This window comes from Sphingobacterium phlebotomi (assembly GCF_008180195.1).
Lineage (GTDB): Bacteria > Bacteroidota > Bacteroidia > Sphingobacteriales > Sphingobacteriaceae > Sphingobacterium > Sphingobacterium phlebotomi.
On sequence record NZ_VTAV01000001.1, the window covers coordinates 640308 to 664848 of the forward strand.

Here is a 24541-nt window from a genome sequence, read left to right on the forward strand (position 1 = left end):
TGTGAATTTTTAAAGGTCTATAAATAAGATGACATACGAAAGAATAATAAAAAAGATGAACCCGTATGTCGAATTGAATTACAAATGAGTTATAACGAAAAAAAAGTTACGATCGACTTGGGCAATGGATTGGCTCCGATCGAGTTGTCTACTGGTAAATTGGCGAAGCAAGCTGATGGTTCGGTAGTGTTGAAACAAGGGGATACCATGTTGTTAGCGACGGTGGTATCGGCAAAAGAACCAAAAGAAGGGGTGGATTTTCTTCCACTTTCAGTTGATTATCAAGAGAAATACGCAGCAGCGGGTCGTATACCGGGCGGTTTCCTTCGCCGGGAGGCAAGGTTGTCGGATTATGAGGTTCTGATTTCGCGTTTGGTCGATAGAGCATTACGTCCACTATTCCCGGAAACATACCACGCAGATACACAGGTGATGATTTCCTTGATTTCTGCCGATAAAGATATCATGCCAGATGCGTTAGCTGGTTTGGCGGCATCGGCGGCAATAGCAGTTTCCGATATTCCTTTCAACGGTCCTATTTCGGAGGTTCGTGTTGCGAAAGTTAATGGTGAATTGGTTATTAACCCTCGTTTATCTGCATTAGAAAATGCGACATTGGAGTATATCGTTGCAGGTTCTGCACAAGATATTGTCATGGTAGAGGGAGAGGCTAAGGAAATTTCTGAAGCGGAAATGGTGGAAGCAATTGCTTTTGCGCACGAGGCAATAAAGAAGCAAGTGGCGGCTCAAGTGGAGTTGGCAAATTTGGTTGGTGCCGTTGTAAAACGTGACGGTAACCATGAGCCTTCGAATCTTGATTTACGTGATGCGATTTTTGCAGCTACTTATGATAAGGTATATGCTGTAGCGAAATCGGGTTCTACGAAACACGATCGTACGGAACAATTTGCAGCAATAGGAGAGGAGTTTTTTGTGACAATGGGCGAGGATATTGACGATGAAACGGCATTCTTGGCAAAGAAATATTACCATGATGTGCAGTATGATGCCGTTCGTAATCTTGTGTTGGATGAAGGAATTCGTTTGGATGGTCGTGATGCGCGTACTGTTCGTCCTATTTGGTCTGAAGTGGATTATCTACCTGCAGCACACGGATCAGCTGTTTTCACGCGTGGAGAGACGCAATCATTAACATCGGTGACATTAGGTGCAAAAGATGATGAGCAGATGATTGATGGTGCATTCATTCATGGATACAACAAGTTTATTTTACACTATAATTTCCCTGCATTTTCTACGGGTGAGGTACGTCCAAACCGTGGGCCAGGTCGTCGTGAAGTAGGGCATGGTAACTTAGCGATGCGCTCGTTGAAACAGGTGTTACCTGCGGAGAACGAAAATCCTTATACTATCCGTGTGGTTTCTGATATTTTAGAATCCAATGGTTCCTCTTCTATGGCTACGGTATGTGCAGGTACATTGGCACTAATGGATGCAGGTGTAAAATTAAAAGCACCGGTTTCGGGAATTGCGATGGGGCTTATTACCGATGAGAAAACAGGTAAATATGCTATATTATCAGATATCTTAGGAGACGAAGACCATCTAGGTGATATGGATTTTAAAGTGACCGGGACAGAGAATGGCATTGTGGCTTGTCAAATGGATTTGAAGATTAACGGATTGAAGTGGGAAGTGTTGACACAAGCCTTGGATCAAGCAAAAGAAGCGCGTCTGCATATTTTAGGCGAGATGCAGAAAACGCTTGCTGGACCTCGTGAAGATTATAAACCACACGCGCCTCGTATCGTTTCATTCAGTATCGATAAAGAATTTATCGGAGCGATCATCGGACCTGGTGGGAAAATTATCCAAGAAATGCAACGTGAAACTGGTTCGACTATCTCGATCGAAGAAGTTGATGGGAAAGGTATCGTACAGGTATTTGCAGACGATAAAGCGTCCATTGATGCGGCTGTTTCACGTATCAAATCCATTGTTGCTAAACCGGAAGTTGGAGAGGTATACGAAGGTAAAGTGAAATCGATTATGCCTTTTGGTGCGTTTGTGGAAATCATGCCGGGTAAGGATGGCTTATTGCATATCTCTGAAATAGAGTGGAGACGATTGGAAAGTATGGACGGCGTATTGAAAGAGGGAGATGTCGTGAAAGTTAAGCTGTTGGATATCGATAAGCAGGGTAAATTAAAATTATCCCGTAAAGCATTGTTGCCTCGCCCACCAAGAGAAGAAAAGCCAAAATCAGAAACTGCGGCGAAGGATGACCCGCAAGCATAAGATTATTGGTATAATATAGTAAATAGTAAAAAAAGAAAAATGGCTGTCAATTTGACAGCCATTTTTCTTTTTAAAGCATCATGACCGATTCTATTTTCGAAACCTTCTTGTAGTAATCGATTACATCTTCAGCATTGTTTACAAATGTTTCCACCGTGATGGATTTGTATTTTCCGCCAGACGACTCTTTTTCAGAAAACTTCGTGCTATCGTGCGTAAATAGCTGCTTCACATCTTCTTGTGCGTTGCTGTCCGCCTTGACGATAAATTTAAATGTATATATCGAAGGGAATTGTTCAACGGAATTTAGCTTTACGCGAAAATTATCGTAGAAATCTGTTGTGTTTTTGCCTTCACCATCGGGAAGGTCCTGGATATGAATATCGTTATTAAATTCACTCATTATATTTCTCCTTATATACAAGAGATATTATCAATAAGTATACCACCCCGCAAATCTTTTGGTTAAATAAATTGGACGAAGCAGGCTTATCAAAGATAATCACTGTTGAGATATGGTGCATTAAAAATTTTTAGTAGATTGGGATCTGTTATGGCGATGAAAAAACGGATTTCGATTAGTGATGTAGCGAAAGCTTTAGGGATTTCTATTACCACCGTGTCTTTTATCTTGAACGGTAAGGCGAAAGAAAGAAGAATCAGTGATGCGTTGAACAGACGTGTGTTGGATTACGTAAAAAAAGTGGGGTATAAGCCAAGTCAATTGGTAAGAAAGCCAGCGGGCCGGACGAAAGTGCTTGCGTTGTTGTTGGAAAATATCGCTGACCCGTTCTTTTCAGAAGTTGGCAGATATATGGAACGAATAGCGGCTGCATCTGGATATCAGATTATCTATTTCGATACGGCGAGCGATGCAAACAAAGCAAGACAGCATATTCAGCTATGTATAGAAAAAGAAATTGACGGGTTGATTGTTGTCCCGCCAGAAGATTTTGAAGAGACGGTAGAAAAGTTGAAACAGCGTATCCCGATGGTGCTGTTTGACCGGTTTCTGCCAACGGTTGAAGCCAGTTATGTGATCTCGGACAATCGGAAGGGCGCTTATGATGCTACCAAATACCTATTGGAGCAGAAAAGCAAAAGGGTGGGGCTGGTCTCCTTATATTCCAATCAGACGCATATACGAGGGCGACTGGATGGTTATATGGATGCAATGGATGAATTTCGGATGCAACCTTTTATCCGAAAATTGAGTGCCGAAAGTCGGAGGGAGGAAATAGAGGAGCAGATGGTGGAGTTTATGATTGATAATAAACTGGATGCGGTACTGTTCGCGACAAATTATTTAGCCGCTAGCGCACTGAAAAGTATAAGGGAAAATGATGTGGCAGTGCCAAGAATAGTAACCTTCGATGATCATATCTTATTCGAACATTACACGCCTGCCATTTCGGTAGTCGTGCAAGATGTAGAGCAGTTGGCTCAAAAAATTATGGAAGCTCTGATTGGTGAAATCGAAAGAAAGCTAGAAGAGGTATCTGAGGTCGTGATCCCTTGTCAGTTAAAAGTACGTGAATCACCTATTTCTTAGCTGGTATGAATTTCATAGATAATGAATTTACACAATGCCGTGTGTTTTTTGGTGTAAATCTTTCTCCGTCAAACACGTGTCCAAGGTGAGCATCGCATTTCGCACAGCGGATTTCCACACGTCGTCCATCCGCATCGAGCAGACGTTTTACCGCACCTGGAATTTCGTCGTCAAAACTCGGCCAGCCACAATGTGACTCAAATTTGTCGTTCGAACGATATAAAGGTGCTTCACATCTCTTGCATATATATGTCCCCTCTTCCTTATTATTAAGTAATTCGCCTGTAAAAGGCCTTTCTGTGCCTTTGTGGACGATAATGTATTCTTCTTCTGGTGTAAGTTTGTTGTATTTTGTACTATCATTCATAGTCATAAACGTTGCTGTTTGTTTTTTGTCTGTTTGCGATACAGATGCCCGGCTACAAGCATATATTGTAGCAGCTAATAGCAGTAAAAGTATCCGGTAATTAAACATAAGTCTAAGTTCGCGAACTTTCCTTATAATTTTGTTTGGTATATGTCAAGAATTTTTACTTTTTTTTGAAGGAAAGTTACATGCTATATGTTTTCTAGGGGTTTATAGATCCCGTTTTTATAGGGTTTTTAAGAATTATTTAGAATTGTTTTAAATTGATAATTTGCGTCATTAAATTGTCACTGATTGCTTAAATAGTTATACTTTTGTGCATTGTTTGGAGGGTTTAAACCGCTTAGACGAGTATTTTAAAAAGTTTTATATCATAAATAAATAGTATAAAGTGCTAAATATGAGAAATATCTCATCCGTTTTGGGAAGACTTGCAAAGACAGTGTCAGTTGGGTTGATGTTGTTGTTTGCCGTTACAATGGCGCATGCGCAAGACGTAAAAGAGGGGGAGACCCTTTTCAAATCAAAATGTACAACCTGTCACAGTGTGACGAGGAACATGGTAGGTCCGGCGTTGGCTGGGATGTCAGAAAGGCATTCGGAAGAGTGGTTGATATCCTGGATTCACAATTCGCAGGCAATGATTGCTTCTGGCGATGAAGCTGCAGTTCAGCTTTTTAACGATTGGAATAAATTGGTGATGACGTCTTTCACAGATTTGTCTGATGACCAAATCAAGAGTATCATTGCTTATGTGGATGCAGAAGAAGCTAAAGCTGCTGCTGGTCCGGCTGAAGGTGAGGGTGGTGCCGGTGCTGCGCAGTCAAGCGATGCGAATACACTGATGATTCTTGGTTTGCTAGCTATTGTTGTTTTGGCAGTCATCGTCATCGTTGTCTTAAATCGTGTTATTCATACTTTAGAGAAAGTAATAGCCGGTAATCAGGCTGCGATTGAGGCGGCACAGGCTGAAAATGAAGAATACGAAGAGAATCGTTTTGGTAAATTTGCCAGAGCTTTTGTGCGCAATAAAAAATTGGTCGGTTTTGCTGTGTTGATGTTAGTGGCCTTTTTAGGTGTGTTAGGATGGAATACCATGTGGAATGTAGGGGTTCACACAGGTTATCAACCGGTGCAACCTATTAAATTCTCGCATCAAATTCATGCTGGAGTTAACCAGATCGAGTGTCAATATTGCCACGGAGGGGCATTTAAATCGAAAAATGCATCTATCCCTTCTGCTAACGTCTGTATGAACTGTCATAACACCGTTACTGCTGCAGATCATTATGATGGCGAGACTTCTCCGGAAATTGCGAAAATATATAAAGCGTTGGATTATGACCCAGCTACGCGGGAGTATGGAGATAACCCAAGGCCTATCGAGTGGGTGAGAATTCATAACCTGCCTGACTTTGCTTACTTTAACCACTCACAACACGTATCTGTGGCTGGTGTAGAGTGTCAAACATGTCATGGGCCGATAGAAACAATGGAAGAGGTTTACCAGTATTCTCCTTTAACCATGAAATGGTGTGTGGACTGTCACAAAACAACAGAGGTAAACGCTGATAACGCTTATTATGATCAGTTGATCGAAGCACACGAGAAATTGAAGAAAGGTGAGAAGATGACTGCTGCTATGATCGGTGGTTTGGAGTGCGGTAAGTGTCACTATTAATAATTAATTTAGAAATACGCAATCTTATATACAGCTTAAATGGATAGCAATAAAAAATATTGGAAAGGTTTGGAAGAATTGCAACAAACACCTGCGTTCGTAGAGAACAATAAGGGGGAGTTTGCTGAACCTATTCCTGTAGAAGATGTATTAAATGAAGCAGGTTTAAGCACGAGAACACCTCGTCGTGATTTTTTGAAAGCTTTGGGATTCGGTTTAGGGGCTGTAACGTTGGCAGCGTGTAATCGTACACCTGTCCATAAAGCAGTACCTTATATAATTAAACCAGAAGAGGTAACGCCGGGCATCCCGAATTACTATGCTTCTTCTTTTAATGGTCAGAGTGTATTGGTGAGAACCCGTGAAGGGCGCCCAATTTCTCTTACTGCAAATCCAAATTCTATCGGCTTAAACCAAGGTACAGATGCGACTACTGCAGCTGTTGTTTTGGATTTGTACGATATGTCCAAATTGCAAAACCCGCAATTGGATGGTAAGGATGTAGATTGGTCTACCTTAGATGCAACGGTAATAGATGCTTTAAATAAGGCTGCAGCAGCAGGAAAGCAAATTGTAATTGTATCCAATACGGTAAATAGCCCATCTGCGTTGACTGCTATTGCGACGTTTGCAGCTAAATATCCCACAGCCACACATATACAGGTTGATGCGGTATCGTACAGCGGTATTGTAGAAGCTAACAGGGCCAGTTTTGGAAAGGCGGTTATCCCTTCTTATCACTTTGCGAATGCAAATGTAGTGGTTTCTGTTGCTGCTGACTTTTTAGGCTCGTGGCTGGCAGGGGAAGAACATACACAGGATTATATTCAAAATCGTGACTATAAATCGTTGAAGAACGGCAGAATGTCACGTCATATCCAATTTGAATCCGGATTGAGTATGACCGGTTCTAATGCTGATGTGCGCATTGCGATCAAACCTTCCGAAGAGGGTGCCGTATTGGTCTCTTTATATAATGCGATTACCGGGCAGTCTTTAGCTGGTGGTGTTTCTAATAAAAAAGCACAGACAGCAATAATGCTCGCAGCAAAAGAGCTGACCAACAACAGAGGCAATGCCGTTGTGGTTGCCGGCTCAAACGATGTCAATATCCAACTTTTGGCCAATGCTATAAACAGTGCATTGGGTGCTTACGGGGCTATTATAGACTTAGATAATTACTCAAAACAATATCAAGGTTCTGATGCAGCATTCCAACAGTTCTTATCTGCGGCTGCAGCAGGACAAGTTGGCGCGGCTCTCTTCTTAAACAGCAACCCTGTTTATGATTACGTCAAAGCGGAAGATGTAACTAATGCACTTTCTAAAATAGATTTTGCAGTTTCTTTTGCTGACCGTGCTGATGAAACTGCATCTACATTGAAAGCCATCGCGCCGGCCTCTAGCTTCTTAGAATCATGGGGTGATGCTTCTGCAAAAGAAGGATACTATACCATTGTTCAGCCGACTATCAACCCTGTTTTCAATACGCGTCAAGCAGAGCAAAGCTTGTTGGTTTGGGCGGGTGATAATACCAATATCTACAATTTCGTAAGAAAAAATTGGGAAGAAAATATCCTTGCAGGTACAGGCAAGACATGGAATGATGTTTTACAAACAGGCTTTATTTACAAAGGTTCGTCGGTAGGATCTTCCTATACAGCTAACGTAGACGTGAATGCGGTAGCAATTGCTATCGGTACAGCTTCGAAAGCTATCGCTGGAGAATTCGAATTGAAGTTGTACGAGTCGACTGTGATGCGTGATGGTCGTTATGCAAACAACGCGTTCTTGCAAGAGTTACCTGATCCCGTGTCTAAAGTAACTTGGGATAACTACGCGGCCTTAAACCCGCGTGATGCAGAAAAACTAGGTTTAGGTGAAAACGGTAAAGTAACGGTAGAAGCCAATGGTTATTCTGTAGAACTACCTATCGTGTTGCAACCTGGTCAGGCACTGGGTACAGTTTCTGTAGCGGTGGGTTATGGTCGGACCAAAGTGGGTAAGGCAGGTAACAATGTAGGACAAAATGCTTATCCGTTTGCCCGTTTGGTTAATGGCACTGTTCAGCTTGAAGCGAAAGCTACTGTCTCTAAAGCAGGTGGTACCTATGAACTTGCACAAACCCAAACACACCATACTATTGAAGGTCGTAACGTTGTTCGTGAAACGACATTTGCTAAATACTTAAAAGACCCGAATTCAGAATCTGGTCGTTTTGCAGATTCACATAAAACGTATGACTTGTGGAATAAATTTGAATCTCCGGGTCATAAGTGGGTCATGGCAATCGACCTGAATGCTTGTACAGGATGCGGTTCTTGTATTGTGGCATGTAGCGTGGAAAATAACGTTCCTGTTGTCGGTAGAGATGAGGTGCGTCGTCGCCGTGAAATGCACTGGCTGCGGATTGACCGTTATTATACGTTAGAACAAGAAGATGGCTCGAAGCTAACGAAAGAGAAGGAAATAGCAAAAGCTACAGACTACGATTACGAGAACGTTACGGTTGTTCACCAACCGATGTTGTGTCAGCACTGTGACCATGCTCCTTGTGAGACGGTATGTCCGGTATTAGCTACTGTACACTCATCGGAAGGGCTTAACCACATGGCTTACAACCGTTGTTTCGGTACACGTTACTGTGCGAACAACTGTCCGTATAAAGTACGTCGCTTCAACTGGTTCAACTACTGGAATGACTCTCGTTTTGATAACTATTTGAACAACGAATTCACACAGTTGGTGTTAAATCCAGACGTAACCACCCGTTCACGTGGGGTTATGGAGAAATGTTCGATGTGTATCCAACGTATTCAAGGGGGTAAGTTACAAGCGAAAATGGAAAATCGCAAGTTAAGAGACGGCGATGTAAAAATGGCTTGTCAGGAGGCTTGTTCGGCAAACGCTATCATCTTTGGTGATGTTAATGATCCGGAATCAGAAGTTTCAAAAGCTTTACGTAACGAGCGTGTATATTATGTGTTGGAAGAAATCAACGTTCAACCTAACATTGGTTATATGACGAAAGTTAGAAACACATTTGAAGCGTAATTTTATTCTAATCTGAAATAAAACAACTATGTCATCGCATAACGAATCAATATTAAGAGAACCATTAGTAACCGGCAAGGATATCACTTATGCTAAAGTGACGGATGATATCTTGCTTCCGGTTGAAAATAAACCAAACAAGGCTTGGTGGATCGGTTTTATTGTAGCCGCTCTAGGAGCCATGTTGTGGGTAGTGAGTGTCGGGTATACCTTTTGGACGGGAATTGGTGCTTGGGGTCTGAATAAAACGGTAGGTTGGGCATGGGATATCACCGACTTTGTATGGTGGGTCGGTATTGGTCACGCTGGAACGTTGATTTCAGCCGTATTATTACTTTTCCGTCAGAACTGGCGTAATTCCATTAACCGTTCTGCAGAGGCGATGACGATTTTTGCCGTTATCTGTGCCGCTACATATGTTGTTGCGCACATGGGACGTCCGTGGTTAGCATACTGGATTTTCCCGTTACCAAATCAATTTGGATCGTTGTGGGTAAACTTCAACTCACCATTGGTATGGGATGCATTTGCGATCTCCACCTATTTCACCGTATCGTTGGTGTTTTGGTACTGTGGTCTTTTACCTGATATAGCATCGGTACGTGACCGTGCAACGGGTCTTAAACAAAAGATATACAAAGTTTTGTCTTTCGGATGGAATGGATCGGTTAAGACCTGGCAACGTTTTGAAATCGTTTCCTTGATTCTGGCGGGTATCTCTACACCACTGGTACTTTCCGTACACACGATTGTATCTATGGACTTTGCTACTTCGGTGATTCCGGGATGGCACACGACGATCTTCCCGCCATATTTCGTTGCAGGAGCGATTTTCTCCGGTTTTGCGATGGTACAGACACTCTTGCTGATTCTCCGTAAGGTGATGAACTTTGAGAATTATATTACCATGTTCCATATCGAATCAATGAATAAGATCATCATGGTAACAGGTTCTATTGTGGGTGTCGCTTACTTGACCGAGTTGTTTATTGCATGGTATTCAGGCTCGGAATATGAGATGTATGCGTTCGCTAACCGTGTTGCTGGTCCCTACGCTTGGGCGTATTGGGCGATGATGACCTGTAACGTTATCTCACCACAGTTGTTTTGGTTTAAGAAGATTCGTACGAGTATTCCGATCTCTTGGGTATTGTCTATCGTGGTGAATATCGGAATGTGGTTTGAGCGTTTCGTGATTATCGTGACCTCTTTACACCGGGATTACTTGCCATCTTCTTGGGCGATGTTCTACCCGACATGGGTTGACGTTGGGATATTCGTAGGTTCCATCGGCTTATTTTTCACCTTGTTCTTGTTGTTCTTACGTTTCTTACCGGGTATCGCCATTGCGGAGGTTAAGTTATTATTGAAATCTGCAAGTTTACAACAGAAGACGAAGTTGGTGCAAGAGGGTGCATTCCCAGACGAACAAGTGAAATTCTTCCAGAATTCATTAGATAAATATGATTCTGTTTCAGAAGAAGATATTAAGGCATTAGACGTTAGAAAATAATAAGCAATGAGCAATACAAAATATATATTAGGTAGTTTTTCCGATCCTGATGAAATGATGCACGGTATCGACAAATTGCAAGCGAACAATATCAGCATATATGATTGTTTTACGCCCATGCCTATTCACGGGATAGAGGCTAAGCTGGGGGTTAAGCCATCGCGCTTACCAATTGCGGCGTTTTGTTTTGGCGCATTAGGTACGGTTTTAGGTTTTAGCTTATTGTATTATACAATGGCACATGACTGGCCGATGAATATCGGGGGAAAGCCATCACTACCATTACCAAACTTTGTGCCGGTTACGTTTGAGGTAACTATTTTGCTCTGTGCGTTGGGCATGGTAGCAACGTTCTTTTTCCGCAACCATTTATTTCCGGGCCGCGCACCGCGCGTAATGGATCTGAGAGCTTCAGATGATCGTTTTATTATTGCAATAGATGCTCATGAAAATACAGACCACACGCTAATTGAGTCTTTATTGAAAGATGCCGGTGCGGTTGAAGTTAAATACAATGAAAGAAAATATGTTAGCTATGAATAAGAAGAATTTTCTTGGATCTGTATGCGCCGCATTTGCTTTGGCGGCGGTAGTTTCCAGCTGTGGCGATGGAAAGACGCGTAGTACAGGATGGGAATTCTCCAGAAATATGTATGACCCGATTGCTTACAATCCGGATCAGCCTAATAATAATTTTAAAAATAAAATGACGGCGCAATTACCACCGGAAAAGACGACTCCAATTGGTTTTGAGCGGTTTGAATTCGATAACTCGTTAGAGGAATACGAACGTGCAGGTAGAGAGTTGGCCAACCCATTGGCGGTTACAGAGGAAAACCTGGCGAAAGGGGATGCCTTATATCACACATACTGTGCGGTATGTCATGGTAAGGATGGTAAGGGTGACGGCCCTATTACGAAAGACCGTTCGGTAACGGATTCTCGTGGTACTCGTGCCTTAGAGAATTTCCCGCCTCCGCCGTCTTATCAAAAATCGGATGGAGCAAATTCTTCACGCGGTGGAGCAATGAGCGAGCTTTCGGTAGGTAAAATATATCATACGATTTATTATGGTCACAACTCCATGGGATCGCATGCTTCACAGTTATCACCAGAGGAACGTTGGCAGGTTGTCATGTACGTACAGGAATTACAAAAAAAATAATCTAACATCAATATAGTAAATGGGAACTCACAATCATCATCACGATTATAATTTCGGCGAAAAATTTCAATTCGCTGGTATCGCTAAGATACTCAGCTTGGTTGGAATTGCTGTAGGGGTTGTAGCTATCGCTTTCGGCCTTCTATCAAGTGACCATATTATGGTTGAACGTACATACGCTAACCTGTTATTGATGGGTTATTATTTCACTTGTGTATGTGCTGCGGGAGCGTTTTTCCTAGCATTGCAGTTTGTTACGCAATCAGGTTGGTCAGCTGGTTTAATCCGTATTCCGCAGGCTATGGCTAGTGTATTGCCAATAGCAGCAATTATCTTGTTTGTTATTGTTGGCTTAGGATTGTTTACACACAATTTATATCATCATTGGCATGCTGATGGGTTAATGGACCCGGATAGTCCGCACTATGACGCTCTAGTAGCAGGTAAACAGGCATTCTTGAATGTTCCCGGATTTCTTATCCGCCAGATTTTGTTCATGGGAACCTATAGTATCTTCGCCTTTATCTTAGCTAAATTGTCATATAAAGAAGATTTAGAAGGCGGATTAAATTCGTATAAGAAGAGCTTTAAGCTATCCGCTATTTTCTTAGTAATTTTTGGTTTTACAACGCCTATATGGTCTTTCGATACGGTTATGTCATTGGAAGCACACTGGTTTTCAACCATGTTCGGCTGGTATAACTTCGCAGCCATGTGGGTTAGTGGTCTTGCTGTTATCATCGTTATTCTTGTTCTGCTTCGGAAAGCTGGATACTTGGCTTGGGTAAACGAAAATCATTTACATGATTTGGGTAAGTTATTATTTGGTTTCTCTATTTTCTGGACCTATGTGTGGTTTGCCCAGTTTATGCTAATCTGGTACGCCAATATTCCGGAGGAAACAGTATATTTCTACAAGAGGTGGGAACCAGAATACAAACCTTGGTTCTGGTTGAATATCATTATTAACTTTTTAGCACCGTTGTTGCTATTGATGGATCGCGATGTGAAACGTAAGGAAGGACTGATGTTGTTCGTTGCCATTTTGTTGCTGTGCGGACACTGGCTAGATTATTATATCATGATTATGCCGGGTACCGTAGAGAATCACCGCGGGTTCGGAGTTATTGAGATCGGGACAGCTATCGGTTTCGTTGGATTGTTCACTTTCCTCGTGATGAGTAAATTGAGTAAACATGCCTTGGCTCCAAAGAACCATCCGTTCTTGGAAGAAAGTTTACACCATCAGATATAGTTTCTAATCATTGCATAATATTACGTTTAAACGTTTTAATAAGAAATGAAATTTAAAATTAATAACAGATTCAGAGCCGTGTTGGGATGCTTACTAGCCGTAGGATTGTTGTTCTCTACACCAAGTTTTGCGCTTCAGCAAGATTCATTAGCCCAGGATACCGCTGTTTCAGCCGTTACGGAGACGGTTGAAGAGGGGCAGGCTGATACCGCTGCAGCAGAAGCAGTAGCAGATACGACGGCTACAGCAGAAGGAGGAGAGGCCACGGCTGCCACAACATCGACGACGTCATCATCGTCTTCATCAGCTACGGTAGCTGATGAGGGGTCTCAGATAGACCCGCAGGTTTATAAAAATATGACCTACTACATTCTTTTATTCTTAATTGTGTGTACGGTTGTGGCGGTTATTGGTAAAGTATTGTCCATCTACGAGCTTACCCGTAAAATGAATGGAAAATACAATCCTTTTGCGAATAACACTTTTCAGTCAGTTCTAATGGTTATATTCTTAGTTGCTTTTCTAGCTTTTGTTTACTATGGATATGCCGTCTGGGGGGATTGGGCTTGGCGTTCGGCTGTTACCGAGCACGGTGAACGTATAGATACCATGTTTATCGTCACTACGGTGATTATCACTATTGTACTGGTATTGGTGCATATTTTACTACTGACGTTCCCGTATATCTACCGGATGCGTAAAGGAACGAAAGCATACTATTATCCACATAATGATACGATAGAGAAAATTTGGACAATTGTGCCTGCTGTGGTACTAACAGTTTTGGTATTATTCGGTTTCTTTACTTGGAGATCTATTACTAACGTTCCAGAGGACTTGCAAAAATCTGCTATTCAAGTAGAGGTTTTAGGAGAGCAGTTCCAATGGCAAATTCGTTATCCGGGAGCTGACGGCGTAATCGGGAAACGTAACTATAAAATGACGACACCGATGAACTCTTATGGTATCGATTTTAACGATAAGCATGCGTGGGATGATATCCAGGCATCAGACATTGTTATTCCGGTAAATAAATCCGTGCGTTTCCATATTATTTCAAAAGATATCATTCACTCGTTCTATATTCCTGATTTCCGTGTACAGATAAATGCAGTACCGGGAATGACCAACTACTTCCAGTTTACGCCGACGATGACTACGGAAGATATGCGTGAGAAAATGAACGATCCGAAGTACGATTTTGTAATGCTTTGTAACAAGATTTGCGGATCGGGTCACTACAATATGCAGAAAAAAGTTGTGGTAGTTACGGAGGAAGAATATAAAGAATGGTTGAGTACACAGAACAAGTATTTTACTGAAGATTTGCAGAAGGAATTTGCTGCAGCAAATTCGGAAGATTCGAAAGAACTCACTACAGCTTCATTAAATTAATTGAAATAGAATTGAATTTATAAAAGAATATGTCAAGTACAGTTATATCGCACGGCGCAGCGCATCATGACGCACATGATCATCATCAAGAGACCTTCTTGACGAAGTATATCTTCAGTCAAGATCACAAGATGATTGCGAAGCAATTTTTGATCACAGGTATTGTGATGGCAGTCTTCGCTATGTTGCTTTCTATCTTATTCCGTATCCAATTAGCTTGGCCGGATACAGATTTCCCGATTTTAGAAGTCTTCCTGGGTAAATGGGCCGAAGGTGGACGGATGAAACCTGAGTTTTTCCTATCATTGGTAACCATTCACGGTACCATGATGGTATTCTTTGTATTGACAGCTGGTTTGTCAGGTACATTCAGTAACTTATTGATTCCATATCAGTTGGGTGCGCGGGATATGGCGTCGCCTTTAATGAATATGTTGTCCTATTGGTTCTTCTTTACGGCTTGTGTTATTATGGTGGCATCTTTCTTCGTAGAAAGTGGACCTGCATCGGCCGGATGGACGATCTACCCTCCATTATCATCCGTACCGACTTCCATTCCGGGGTCTGGTCTGGGGATGACATTATGGTTGGTTAGTATGACATTGTTTATCGCTTCTCAGGTATTGGGTGGTGTAAACTACATTAGTACGGTATTGAACATGCGTACAAAAGGAATGGATCTTTGGAAAATGCCGTTGACTATATGGGCTTTTTTCCTAACAGCAATCGTTGGTTTGTTGTCATTCCCTGTATTGGTTTCCGCTGTTGTTCTTTTATTCTTTGACCGTTCGGTGGGTACATCTTTTTACCTGTCGGATTTAGTTGTTCAAGGAGAAATTTTACCAAATGAAGGTGGTTCTCCTATTTTATTCCAGCACTTGTTCTGGTTCTTAGGACACCCAGAGGTATATATTGTGGTGATGCCTGCGTTAGGCCTAACTTCAGAGATTATTTCTACAAACTCTCGCAAACCAATCTTTGGATACCATGCGATGGTGTACTCTTTGGTCGGTATTACCGTGCTATCGTTTATCGTTTGGGGTCACCATATGTTTGTGACTGGTATGAATCCGTTCTTAGGAGGGGTATTCATGATTACGACATTGATTATTGCTGTGCCGTCGGCGGTGAAGGCATTTAACTATATAGCGACGCTATGGAGGGGTAATATACGCTTCACACCGGCGATGATGTTTGCTATCGGCATGGTTTCATTCTTTGTGTCAGGTGGTCTTACAGGTCTATATTTGGGTAATGCTGCATTGGATATCAACCTACACGATACGTATTTCGTTGTAGCTCACTTCCACTTGGTGATGGGCTCAGCATCTATTTTCGGTATGTTGGCGGGTGTCTATCATTGGTATCCAAAAATGTTTGGTCGGATGATGGATACGAAGTTGGGATATCTCCACTTCTGGCTAACGTTTATCGGAGCTTACTTGGTATTCTTCCCGATGCACTTTATGGGAATAGACGGTGTACCTCGTCGTTATTATACCTTCACAGCATTCCCTTTCATGGATAAGTGGATTTCTGTGAACTTGTTGATTACATGGGCTGCTATTGTAGCTGGTTTGGCACAGGTGGCGTTCTTGTGGAACTTTTTTGCTTCGATTTGGAAAGGCAAGAAAGCAACCCAAAACCCTTGGAACTCTAATACTTTGGAGTGGACTACACCGGTAGAACATATACATGGAAATTGGCCGGGAGAAATTCCTACCGTTTATCGTTGGCCTTACGATTATAGTAAGCCGGGACATGATACGGATTTCATTCCGCAGACAGTGCCGTTCTCTGAAACAATGAGCTCAAATTTGCCTCATGATTTTGAAGGAAATGAAGAAGCCGTTCGTATTCAGGAAGAATGGAACAAAGCAAATAATAGAGAAGTAACAGAAGGGTAGAAGTTAGAGAGAAGAGGTGTGTTATGTATCCCGCCACGGAGAAGCGATTCATTAGAACAAACAGGATTACAATTTTTGTTTTGTTCCTTGTTATTACAGCAGGGGGGATCGTTAGGAGCACGGGGTCAGGAATGGGGTGCCCGGATTGGCCAAAATGTTTTAACCGTATAGTTCCTCCTACGGATGTTTCGCAGCTCCCAGAGGGATATGAGGAACATTATATCGAAGGAAGAACTAAAAAGAATCAACGTTTTGCAAAAATCGTAGCTTTTTTTGGCTATCCGGAGATGGCGGATAGAATACGCCATGACGAATCTATTCTGGAGCATGAAGAGTTTAACGCAGCAAAAACGTGGACGGAGTATATTAATCGATTGGTTGGTGTTATCGTTGGCTTTTGTTTGTTGTTTTCTGCCTTATTCTCTTTTACATATTGGAAAAGTAAGCCATCTATAGTGTGGTGGAGCGTTCTGAATCTTTTTGTGGTAATTATTCAAGCTTGGCTCGGTTCTATCGTAGTTTCTACAAACCTGATGCCTTGGATTATTACAGTACACATGCTGTTGGCGTTGGTTATCGTGGCAATTAGTATATACACGTTTTATCTTGCTACAACCATGCGAAATAAAAGCATCTTAATCAATCATCGCTTTGATTTGCTGAAGGGGATAGCGATATTCCTATTAGTATTAACGGTGGTGCAGGTAGTGTATGGAACAGAAGTTAGGGAAGCTATCGACCATTTGAATGATGAGGGTGTTTCTCGTCAGGATTGGATTTCCCGCTTAGGATCGTCTTATGATATACACCGTATATTGGCATATGTATCATTGGGAACGACAGTGTTGTTGTTTTTCCTGATAAAAAATAAGTTTAGTTCATTGACATTACAAAGTAAATACGCTTGGATTCTACTAATCTTGGTTGGTATTCAGATGATGTCCGGAATTATTCTAGCTCGTTTTAATGTACCGGCGGTTGCACAAACCACACATTTGGTAATCGCTAGTTTGTTCTTTGGCACCTTATATTATTTGATGCTATTAATGACAAAATTAAAACGATAGTATGGACAAAGTTGCAGACATTTGTGGTTTTAACGCATATTTGTTCATTTTTAGAAGAGGATAAAAATTTTCATGAAGCAGTTCATCTCTGATTTCAATAAATTAGTTAAGCTTAGGCTGACCTTGACCGTTGTGTTCTCGGCTTCTATTTCATTTTTGATTGGAGCCAAGCAGCAAGGTGATATTATTTGGATAAATTGGCTGATTCTGACAATCGGTGGATTTCTGATAACGGGCTCAGCGAACGGTTTTAATGAAATTATTGAGCGTGACCTTGATAAGCTAATGAAGCGCACGGAAGACAGACCGTTGCCGGCAGGAAGAATGACTACCGGACAGGCATTGGTGTTGAGTTTGTTTATGGGGATTTTCGGAACCTTGTTACTTGTCCGGCTTAATTTTTTAGCTGGCTTGCTTTCGGTTTTCGCGATTATCTTGTATGCCTTTGTGTATACTCCGTTAAAGCAAAAATCGCCTATAGCCGTGTTTGTCGGAGCATTTCCAGGTGCATTACCTCCGTTAATTGGCTATTATGCGGCCTTTAAGTCTGCTGGATTTGGTTTTGAATATGCAATGGTTAGTGAAGCGGCGATTGTCATCACCCCTTGGGTATTGTTTTTGATCCAGTTTTTTTGGCAGTTTCCGCATTTTTGGGCGATTGCTTGGGTTGCAGACGAGGATTATAAACGGGCGGGTTTTAGGCTATTACCAACCACAAAAAAGGACACGATTTCGGCTTGGATGATTTTTATCTCGGCAGTGTTGATGGTTCCGGTAGGCGTATTGCCTATGTACTACGGTTTCGGCGGTTGGGTATTTACAGTGGTGTCGCTGTTAGGCGGGTTGTTGTTTGCTTACTATGGTTTTAAGCACATAAAAGAAATGACCGATGCTACGGCAAAGAAAGTGATGTTTACATCGTTTATTTATTTGCCGTTGACGCAGTTAGTTTTGTTATTTGATTTTATTCCTTTGAAATAGATGGAGCATACGGACGATTATACAACGGAAGAATTGATTCAATCCAGGAAGGCAAAGAAGTTTAACCTTTGGCTGGGTATGATTGGTATGTTTATGATGTTTGCTGCATTATCCAGTGGATTCATTGTATATACGGCCAGTGGGGTAGATAAGGGGATAAAGACAATTTTGCCAGACATCTTTATATATAGTACGGTTGTGATCGTGCTAAGTAGTTTGACACTGCATGTAGGTTATCGTGCAACGAAACGGGAACAATTAGGCAGACAAAAATTGTATTTGTTGCTAACTATTGCATTCGGTATTGTGTTTTTTGTCCTGCAGGTGGATGCTTGGTCTGTATTGGTGAGCCGGGATATTACTTTTATAAATAATAATGCGTCACAATCGTTTATCTATGTATTTACTGGGATGCATTTGGCACATATTATTGCGGGTTTGATCGTGTTGGTAAGATGTTTATGGGGAGCTATGAAGCCCATCCCATTCCCGGAGAACCAATTCCGCATGAACTTAGCCACTATTTTTTGGCATTTTCTCGATCTTTTGTGGATTTATATTTATGTTTTCTTACTTTTGAATCAATAATAGTAAAAAATGAGTACAACAACTGTATCGCAATTGGATAAGGTAAAAGACGGCCCTTGGAGTGGTGGTAAGTCGCCTTGGAACTTGGAGTATGGAAAGATCATGATGTGGTTCTTTCTGGTATCGGATGCCTTTACGTTTTCTGCATTTCTAATCTATTATGGCGCGCAGAAATTTGCACAGCCTACGTGGATTGACGCAGACAAGGTTTTCCAATCTATTCCAGGTATTGCCGAGTCCGGACAACCTTTGGTGTTCGTAGGTATCATGACCTTTATTTTGATTATGTCTTCGGTAACGATGGTATTAGCTGTTGACGCGGGGCATAGGAACAAAAAAGATGAGGTTGTGAAATGGATGCTGTGGACGATTTTGGGTGGTTTGGCCTTTGTTGGCTGTCAGGCTATCGAGTGGACACACTTACATCATCAAGGCTTCTGGTTTGGAAGAAATCCGGCAACAGGTTTAGAGGGTGATGCTGTAGCACAAGCGTTGGCGCCTTATTTCACAAAGGATATATCCTATACCGCTGCTTTGCAATTTTCTAATCTTTTCTTCACGATAACAGGTTTTCACGGATTTCACGTGTCTATCGGGATTCTGCTGAATATTATCGTTTTGAGCATGACGTTGAAGAACACGTTTGAAAGAAGAGGAACATACCTTATGATTGAAAAGGTAGGTCTTTATTGGCACTTTGTAGATCTAGTATGGGTGTTCGTATTTACGTTCTTCTATTTGATTTAATTGGTTCAGAAAATTTTTAACATTACTATACAAAAGAAATGTCTAATCACGAAAATATAGCAACTGCACATGACCACCACGACCACGGTGGCATGGACAAGAAGGGAATTTGGAGAATTTTCTTTGTCCTTCTTGCGTTAACAGCTCTGGAGTTTTTAATCGCTTTAGGTTTTGTACACCATTGGGAGATACTTCATAAGGGAACTTTAGTCACGATAATCTACGTAGTGTTGACCTTGGTCAAAGCCTATTATATTATCGCTTACTTCATGCACTTGAAATTTGAGAAATCGAGTTTTATTGTATGTGTAGGTGTCGGTTTCATCTTTATCGTATACTTTATTGTATTGATGTTGATCGAGGGTGATTATTTATTGTATCATTTACAATCACATCCGTTATTCCCAAATAATTAAGTTATAACGAGGAGGCTTTGAATGAGTAAGCGTACTCAAGGAAGTAAATCAAAGATAATTATCCTGGCATTAATCTTACTTGTGCCAGGATTTTTATATATAGCCGTTAATAGATTCGGCTTTAATGAATACGCCTCTTTACCTGTTTTTGGTGAAAAAACGCTGAGTGGTGAGATGAAGCGTAATTGGGGTAGGGAGTATCCGGATACGGTTTTTCATACGGTTTCCCAAATTCATTTTAAAGATGCAACGGGGACAAAAATAGCTTTTCCGGCACCAGATACTTGTGTTAGTGTGGTACACCTCTTTTACACCCGGGATGCTTCTTTTTCACGTTTGATGTTAAACCATGTGGATAAGTTGGCGGCACGTTTTCAAGAGAATCCTATTGTCAATTTTTTCTCTATTTCCGTGGACAGCTTGGATACGCAAACTGACGTCGAAGCATTCATCAATCCATATAAAAATAGGACGGAGAAGCATTGGCATGTAGTATACAATCCCACTGTCGATATTTTTAACTACGCTCGGGAGCAATTGCTTATCGACGCGATGCCTGACCCGATTGATTCAACCCGTTTTTTAATTAGCAATCAATTAGTATTATTGGATTCCAAAACCCGTATTCGAGGCTTCTACGACATCAGTTTAAAAGGAGAAGTTGATCGGTTGGAAGATGAGATTAAATTGCTTGTGGTGGAGGAAATTCGGAAGAAGCCATTGAAAGTGGAAAAAAATTAAGGTAGATACATATGATGACAGTAGAAGAGAAGAAATACAAAAAGTGGATTGTCGCGCTTTCTATCATTATTCCTTTAGCAGTAGCGATGCTATTTGGAGTGAATTTGAGGAAACTGGGTTACGATGTGGAGCCGTTAACCTTTTTGCCCCCAATTTATGCCACTATCAATGGGATTACTGCCGTATTGTTGGTTGCAGCCGTATCCGCCGTTAAAAGAGGAAATAGGAAACTACACGAGAATTTAATTAAGATCTGTATGGGATGTTCGATAGCATTCCTGTTGATGTATGTTGCTTATCACATGACGTCTGAATCTACTCTTTATGGAGGGGAAGGGGCGATACGGTATGTTTATTTCTTTATATTGATAAGCCACATCCTTTTATCCATCATCATTATACCATTTGTATTGTTTACATTTGTACGTGGTATCGCCGGCGCTTATGAGCGGCATAAAAAGCTCGCGCGTATCACATACCCGATGTGGCTATATGTCGCGATAACAGGTGTTATTGTCTATGTGATGATTTCACCTTATTACATCTAGAAATGATATAAATGTCATGAAAAGAGTTTGGATTTATCAGAGCAATCGTTTTTTACAAGAGGAAGAAATTCGTAGAATAGAGCAAATCTTACAAGAATTTGTTGCACAATGGACGGCACACGGCAATCAATTGGCGGGATCGTTCGAAATTCGTTATGGCTTGTTTGTTCTTCTGATGGTTGACGAGCAGAAAGCGATGGTTACGGGTTGTTCTATTGATAAGTCGGTACACCTATTAAAGAAAATAGAGCACGAACTAGGTATATCTTTGTTCGATCGAATGCAAATAGCATATAAGAGTAGTATAGATCAGCCTATCCATCTAGTATCACAAGAAGACTTTCGAAAATTGCTGGCAACTGGTGAGATTAATCTGGATGCTGCTATTGTTTTCAATAATATGATAACTTCTGCAGAAGAATTAGATACTATATGGGAAGTGCCGATAAAAGATAGTTGGCACGCTCGGGTGTTTTTATAAAAAAGCACGAGTTCGTCGCTCGTGCCTTTTTTCTTTTCTAAACCTCCATTTGTATTAATTTGGGTGAAGCATTTCGTATTTCTTCACTCGCTTCTGCCTTATATTGATGGAAATTCTGAATAAAAAGCGTCGACAACATTTCCGCTTGTTTATCGTAAGCGTGCTTATTTTTCCAGGTATTTCGAGGGTCAAGTAATTCTGCCGGTACTCCAGGACATTCTTGCGGTATGCCTATGCCGAAATTAGGGTGTGATTTAAATGTTTGATTGGTGAGTTCGCCTTGGATGGCTGCTTGAACCATTGCACGGGTATATTGTAAACGAATCCTATTGCCTGTCCCATATGGACCTCCTGTCCAACCTGTATTTACCAACCAAACGCTAACTTCGGGGTGCGCGTCTAATTTTTTTCCTAATAATTCGGCGTATACTGTTGGATGGAGGGGCAAAAAAACTTGTCCAAAACAGGCAGAAAATATACTTTGTGGTTCGCGAACGCCAACCTCTGTTCCGGCTACTTTAGCAGTATATCCTGATAAGAAATGATACATCGCTTGTGCGGTAGTCAGTTTTGAAATGGGTGGAAGGACGCCAAAAGCATCGCAAGTTAGAAAAAAGATATTCTTCGGAATTTTTCCAACAGAACGGTCCTTAGCGTTTTTAATATGATCAATAGGATAGGCTGCCCGTGTGTTTTCGGTGATATCGGTATCGCTATAATCCACGATATTTGTGCCCGTAAAGAAACTTACATTTTCTAAAAGTGTGGTATGTTTTATAGCACTAAATATCTGCGGCTCTTTCTCCTTACTAAGGTCGATACATTTAGCATAACAGCCTCCTTCAAAATTAAATACGGTATCATCTGCCCAACCGTGTTCATCGTCACCGATTAGCTTACGGCTAGCGTCAGCGGATAGCGTTGTTTTCCCCGTACCACTTAATCCGAAAAACAATGCGACGTCACCCTGTTCACCTTCATTTGCTGAACAATGCATCGGGAGTACACCGTATTCATAGGGAAGCAGAAAATTCAGCACAGAAAATATACCTTTCTTCATTTCACCTGTGTAGGCCGATCCACCGATCAAAATCATTTTTCTGCTAAAATTTATAATGGTGAAATTTTCCTGTCGGGTCCCGTCGATTGCTGGATCGGCTAAAAACTCCGGTATTTGCAATATGATCCACTCTTGTTGGTAGTTTTCGAGCTCACTAACGGAGGGACGTAGGAAAAGATGATGGCAGAACAGGTTCGCCCAAGGAGTTGTATTGATGACGGTAACGTTGAGACGATAGGTGGGGTTTGCTCCGGCATAGCAATGCCGCATCCATACTTCTCGGTCGAGCATGAAAGCGCTCATCTTGTTTAAAAGGCTGTCAAAGATTTCAGCAGAAATGGGAATATTGATTTCTCCCCAATCAATCGTGTTTTCTGTACATTCATCCCGAACGATAAATCGGTCCTTCGGAGAACGCCCCGTAAATTTTCCTGTTTGAATACAAAGAGCACCTTTGTCGCTTAATATTCCCTGTCGGCGTTCTAGGGTCTGCCGGACTAAGGTATTTGCATCTTGATTAAGATAAGCCTTTGAAGCTAGGATAGCTAACCTTTCCATAACCATAATAGTCATTATTTAGTTTATAAAAACGAAGGTATGTAGAATACCGATGGAAATTCAGTGGAGGATAATTTTCGTAAATAATCGGATAAAATAGATAAATATTTGGTTTTTTGGTTCTTTTGTAGAATAATTGTTGTGTCCGGCCTTTGGCGTTATGATGAAAAAAAGCAGTTGCGAAATCGCTTAGGGATGACCACAACCAACGTTAGTTATACATTAACGAGGCCTCTTCTTGATTCACGTTCAGCGTCACCTCTTTCCCGAAGATAAGGCTATGATTATTGTCAATGTGCCCGGTAGGGAAATCAAAGCAGACGGGAAAATCATATTCGGCGACTTTATCCATGATAATCTCTTCAAACCGTTGTCCAAACGGAGGATTGCTATCTTTTAGCGAAGTAAAACCACCAACAATTAATCCTTGCAGTTTGGCAAGTTTATTTGCCCTCTTAAGTGTCCATAGCATACGGTCAATGTTATAATGTTGTTCGCCTACGTCTTCAATGAAGAGAATCTTGTTGTCATATTTTCCATCAGAAGGAGAAGCTAAAATACTATGGAGAATGGCTAGGTTACCACCAATCAAGCGACCATTTCCGCAGCCTGTGCGATTAGGAAATGTACGCTGACTGTATTCGAAGTCCATCTTCCCCCCAAAAAGGGCATGCTTCAGTGACGTTAGCGCCGCTTTGGTACTTTCGTTAAAAGATTTTGGCATCTGCCCGTGTATACTGCATACAGCAACCTTGTTGTGTAGATGGCTGTGGAGGACTGTAATATCACTGAAACCGACAATCCATTTGGGTTGTTTTTTGAACTTTCGAAAATCTAGTTGATCTATAATCCTAACTGTGCCATATCCACCACGCGCTGCGAAAATAGCTTTAATTTCCGGGTTGTCAAGTGCAGCCTGTAAGTCTCGTTTACGGACTTCATCTGTTCCAGCAAATTGGTGGAATTGGGAGTTAACACTTTCGCCTATTACCACGTCTAGCCCCCAACTGTTCAATATCGTTAAAGCTGGTGCTATATTACCCTTAATGTAGCTTGCCGGACAAACAATGGCGACTTTATCGCCTTTCTTAAGAAATTCAGGTGTTTTCATGTCAAACCCTTATTATTATACGCGCAATTTGAGTTATCTTTGCCAAAGAAACAAGTTTTTGTTTCTTTTTTCAATGTTATTGTCAACTTAAAAAT

The 24541-nt window shown here is 41.4% G+C and carries 22 protein-coding genes; 18 read left to right on the top strand and 4 right to left on the bottom strand.

Features of this window, described 5'->3' with window-relative positions:
- The first annotated feature begins 84 nt into the window (after positions 1 to 84).
- Complete coding sequence (gene pnp, locus FXV77_RS02270; protein WP_148917593.1) at positions 85 to 2259, top strand: polyribonucleotide nucleotidyltransferase; 2175 nt, start codon at positions 85 to 87, stop codon at positions 2257 to 2259.
- Between the two features lie 70 nt (positions 2260 to 2329).
- Here the strand turns inward: pnp and FXV77_RS02275 are convergent, their stop codons facing one another.
- Entirely contained in the window at positions 2330 to 2662 is a 333-nt protein-coding gene (locus FXV77_RS02275) for a DUF493 domain-containing protein (RefSeq protein WP_148917594.1), read from the bottom strand.
- A 150-nt stretch (positions 2663 to 2812) separates the two neighbouring features.
- Here FXV77_RS02275 and FXV77_RS02280 point away from each other — a divergent pair, with 150 nt between their 5' ends.
- Positions 2813 to 3811 (top strand): LacI family DNA-binding transcriptional regulator, encoded by a 999-nt coding sequence (locus FXV77_RS02280; protein ID WP_246162162.1) that lies wholly within the window; start codon positions 2813 to 2815, stop codon positions 3809 to 3811.
- On the opposite strand, the gene FXV77_RS02285 is transcribed toward FXV77_RS02280, so the two are convergent.
- Positions 3801 to 4286, bottom strand: a complete 486-nt coding sequence (locus FXV77_RS02285) for a methionine-R-sulfoxide reductase (protein WP_148917595.1) — start codon at positions 4284 to 4286, stop codon at positions 3801 to 3803. The genes FXV77_RS02280 and FXV77_RS02285 overlap by 11 nt on opposite strands.
- A 292-nt stretch (positions 4287 to 4578) precedes the next feature.
- Here FXV77_RS02285 and FXV77_RS02290 point away from each other — a divergent pair, with 292 nt between their 5' ends.
- The 16 genes from FXV77_RS02290 to FXV77_RS02365 all read left to right on the top strand — a co-directional run bounded on the left by FXV77_RS02290 (position 4579) and on the right by FXV77_RS02365 (position 21717).
- Positions 4579 to 5859 carry a cytochrome c3 family protein gene (locus tag FXV77_RS02290; RefSeq protein WP_148917596.1) on the top strand — a complete coding sequence of 427 codons (1281 nt, stop codon included), beginning with the start codon at positions 4579 to 4581 and terminating at the stop codon, positions 5857 to 5859.
- 39 nt (positions 5860 to 5898) lie between these two features.
- On the top strand, positions 5899 to 8913 hold the full coding sequence (locus FXV77_RS02295) for a TAT-variant-translocated molybdopterin oxidoreductase (protein WP_148917597.1): 3015 nt from the start codon (positions 5899 to 5901) through the stop codon (positions 8911 to 8913).
- 28 nt (positions 8914 to 8941) lie between these two features.
- Positions 8942 to 10426 carry an NrfD/PsrC family molybdoenzyme membrane anchor subunit gene (gene nrfD, locus FXV77_RS02300; protein WP_148917598.1) on the top strand — a complete coding sequence of 495 codons (1485 nt, stop codon included), beginning with the start codon at positions 8942 to 8944 and terminating at the stop codon, positions 10424 to 10426.
- A gap of 6 nt (positions 10427 to 10432) precedes the next feature.
- Positions 10433 to 10969, top strand: a complete 537-nt coding sequence (locus FXV77_RS02305; protein ID WP_148917599.1) for a DUF3341 domain-containing protein — start codon at positions 10433 to 10435, stop codon at positions 10967 to 10969.
- Positions 10962 to 11591: a c-type cytochrome gene (locus FXV77_RS02310; protein ID WP_317132126.1), complete on the top strand. Its 630-nt coding sequence runs from the start codon at positions 10962 to 10964 to the stop codon at positions 11589 to 11591. The genes FXV77_RS02305 and FXV77_RS02310 overlap by 8 nt, the downstream gene beginning before the upstream one ends.
- 19 nt (positions 11592 to 11610) lie before the next feature.
- Positions 11611 to 12846 carry a quinol:cytochrome C oxidoreductase gene (locus FXV77_RS02315; protein WP_148917601.1) on the top strand — a complete coding sequence of 412 codons (1236 nt, stop codon included), beginning with the start codon at positions 11611 to 11613 and terminating at the stop codon, positions 12844 to 12846.
- Positions 12847 to 12891: 45 nt separating this feature from the next.
- Positions 12892 to 14241, top strand: coding sequence for a cytochrome c oxidase subunit II (locus FXV77_RS02320; RefSeq protein WP_246162164.1), 1350 nt, complete (start codon positions 12892 to 12894; stop codon positions 14239 to 14241).
- Positions 14242 to 14270: 29 nt separating this feature from the next.
- A complete protein-coding gene (locus FXV77_RS02325) occupies positions 14271 to 16148 on the top strand; it encodes a cytochrome c oxidase subunit I (RefSeq protein WP_187443980.1) in 1878 nt (625 codons plus the stop codon).
- Between the two features lie 23 nt (positions 16149 to 16171).
- A complete protein-coding gene (locus FXV77_RS02330) occupies positions 16172 to 17215 on the top strand; it encodes a COX15/CtaA family protein (RefSeq protein WP_148917602.1) in 1044 nt (347 codons plus the stop codon).
- A 72-nt stretch (positions 17216 to 17287) separates the two neighbouring features.
- Positions 17288 to 18196, top strand: a complete 909-nt coding sequence (cyoE, locus tag FXV77_RS02335; protein ID WP_148917603.1) for a heme o synthase — start codon at positions 17288 to 17290, stop codon at positions 18194 to 18196.
- A complete protein-coding gene (locus FXV77_RS02340) occupies positions 18197 to 18784 on the top strand; it encodes a cytochrome c oxidase subunit 3 (RefSeq protein ID WP_148917604.1) in 588 nt (195 codons plus the stop codon).
- 9 nt (positions 18785 to 18793) lie between these two features.
- Positions 18794 to 19531: a cytochrome c oxidase subunit 3 gene (locus FXV77_RS02345; RefSeq protein ID WP_148917605.1), complete on the top strand. Its 738-nt coding sequence runs from the start codon at positions 18794 to 18796 to the stop codon at positions 19529 to 19531.
- Between the two features lie 38 nt (positions 19532 to 19569).
- Positions 19570 to 19947 carry a cytochrome C oxidase subunit IV family protein gene (locus FXV77_RS02350; RefSeq protein WP_148917606.1) on the top strand — a complete coding sequence of 126 codons (378 nt, stop codon included), beginning with the start codon at positions 19570 to 19572 and terminating at the stop codon, positions 19945 to 19947.
- A gap of 21 nt (positions 19948 to 19968) precedes the next feature.
- The gene (locus FXV77_RS02355) at positions 19969 to 20688 is read left to right on the top strand and encodes an SCO family protein (protein WP_148917607.1); all 720 of its coding nucleotides are present in this window, start codon (positions 19969 to 19971) and stop codon (positions 20686 to 20688) included.
- An 11-nt stretch (positions 20689 to 20699) separates the two neighbouring features.
- Positions 20700 to 21236, top strand: a complete 537-nt coding sequence (locus FXV77_RS02360; protein ID WP_148917608.1) for a DUF420 domain-containing protein — start codon at positions 20700 to 20702, stop codon at positions 21234 to 21236.
- A 16-nt stretch (positions 21237 to 21252) separates the two neighbouring features.
- Positions 21253 to 21717, top strand: a complete 465-nt coding sequence (locus FXV77_RS02365; RefSeq protein ID WP_148917609.1) for an ABC transporter ATPase — start codon at positions 21253 to 21255, stop codon at positions 21715 to 21717.
- Positions 21718 to 21754: 37 nt separating this feature from the next.
- Here FXV77_RS02365 and pckA read toward each other — a convergent pair whose 3' ends face one another.
- Together pckA and FXV77_RS02375 are read right to left on the bottom strand one after the other, a co-directional pair.
- Entirely contained in the window at positions 21755 to 23335 is a 1581-nt protein-coding gene (pckA, locus tag FXV77_RS02370; protein WP_246162168.1) for a phosphoenolpyruvate carboxykinase (ATP), read from the bottom strand.
- Positions 23336 to 23546: 211 nt separating this feature from the next.
- Positions 23547 to 24446, bottom strand: a complete 900-nt coding sequence (locus FXV77_RS02375; RefSeq protein WP_148917611.1) for a S66 peptidase family protein — start codon at positions 24444 to 24446, stop codon at positions 23547 to 23549.
- Positions 24447 to 24541 lie beyond the last annotated feature (95 nt).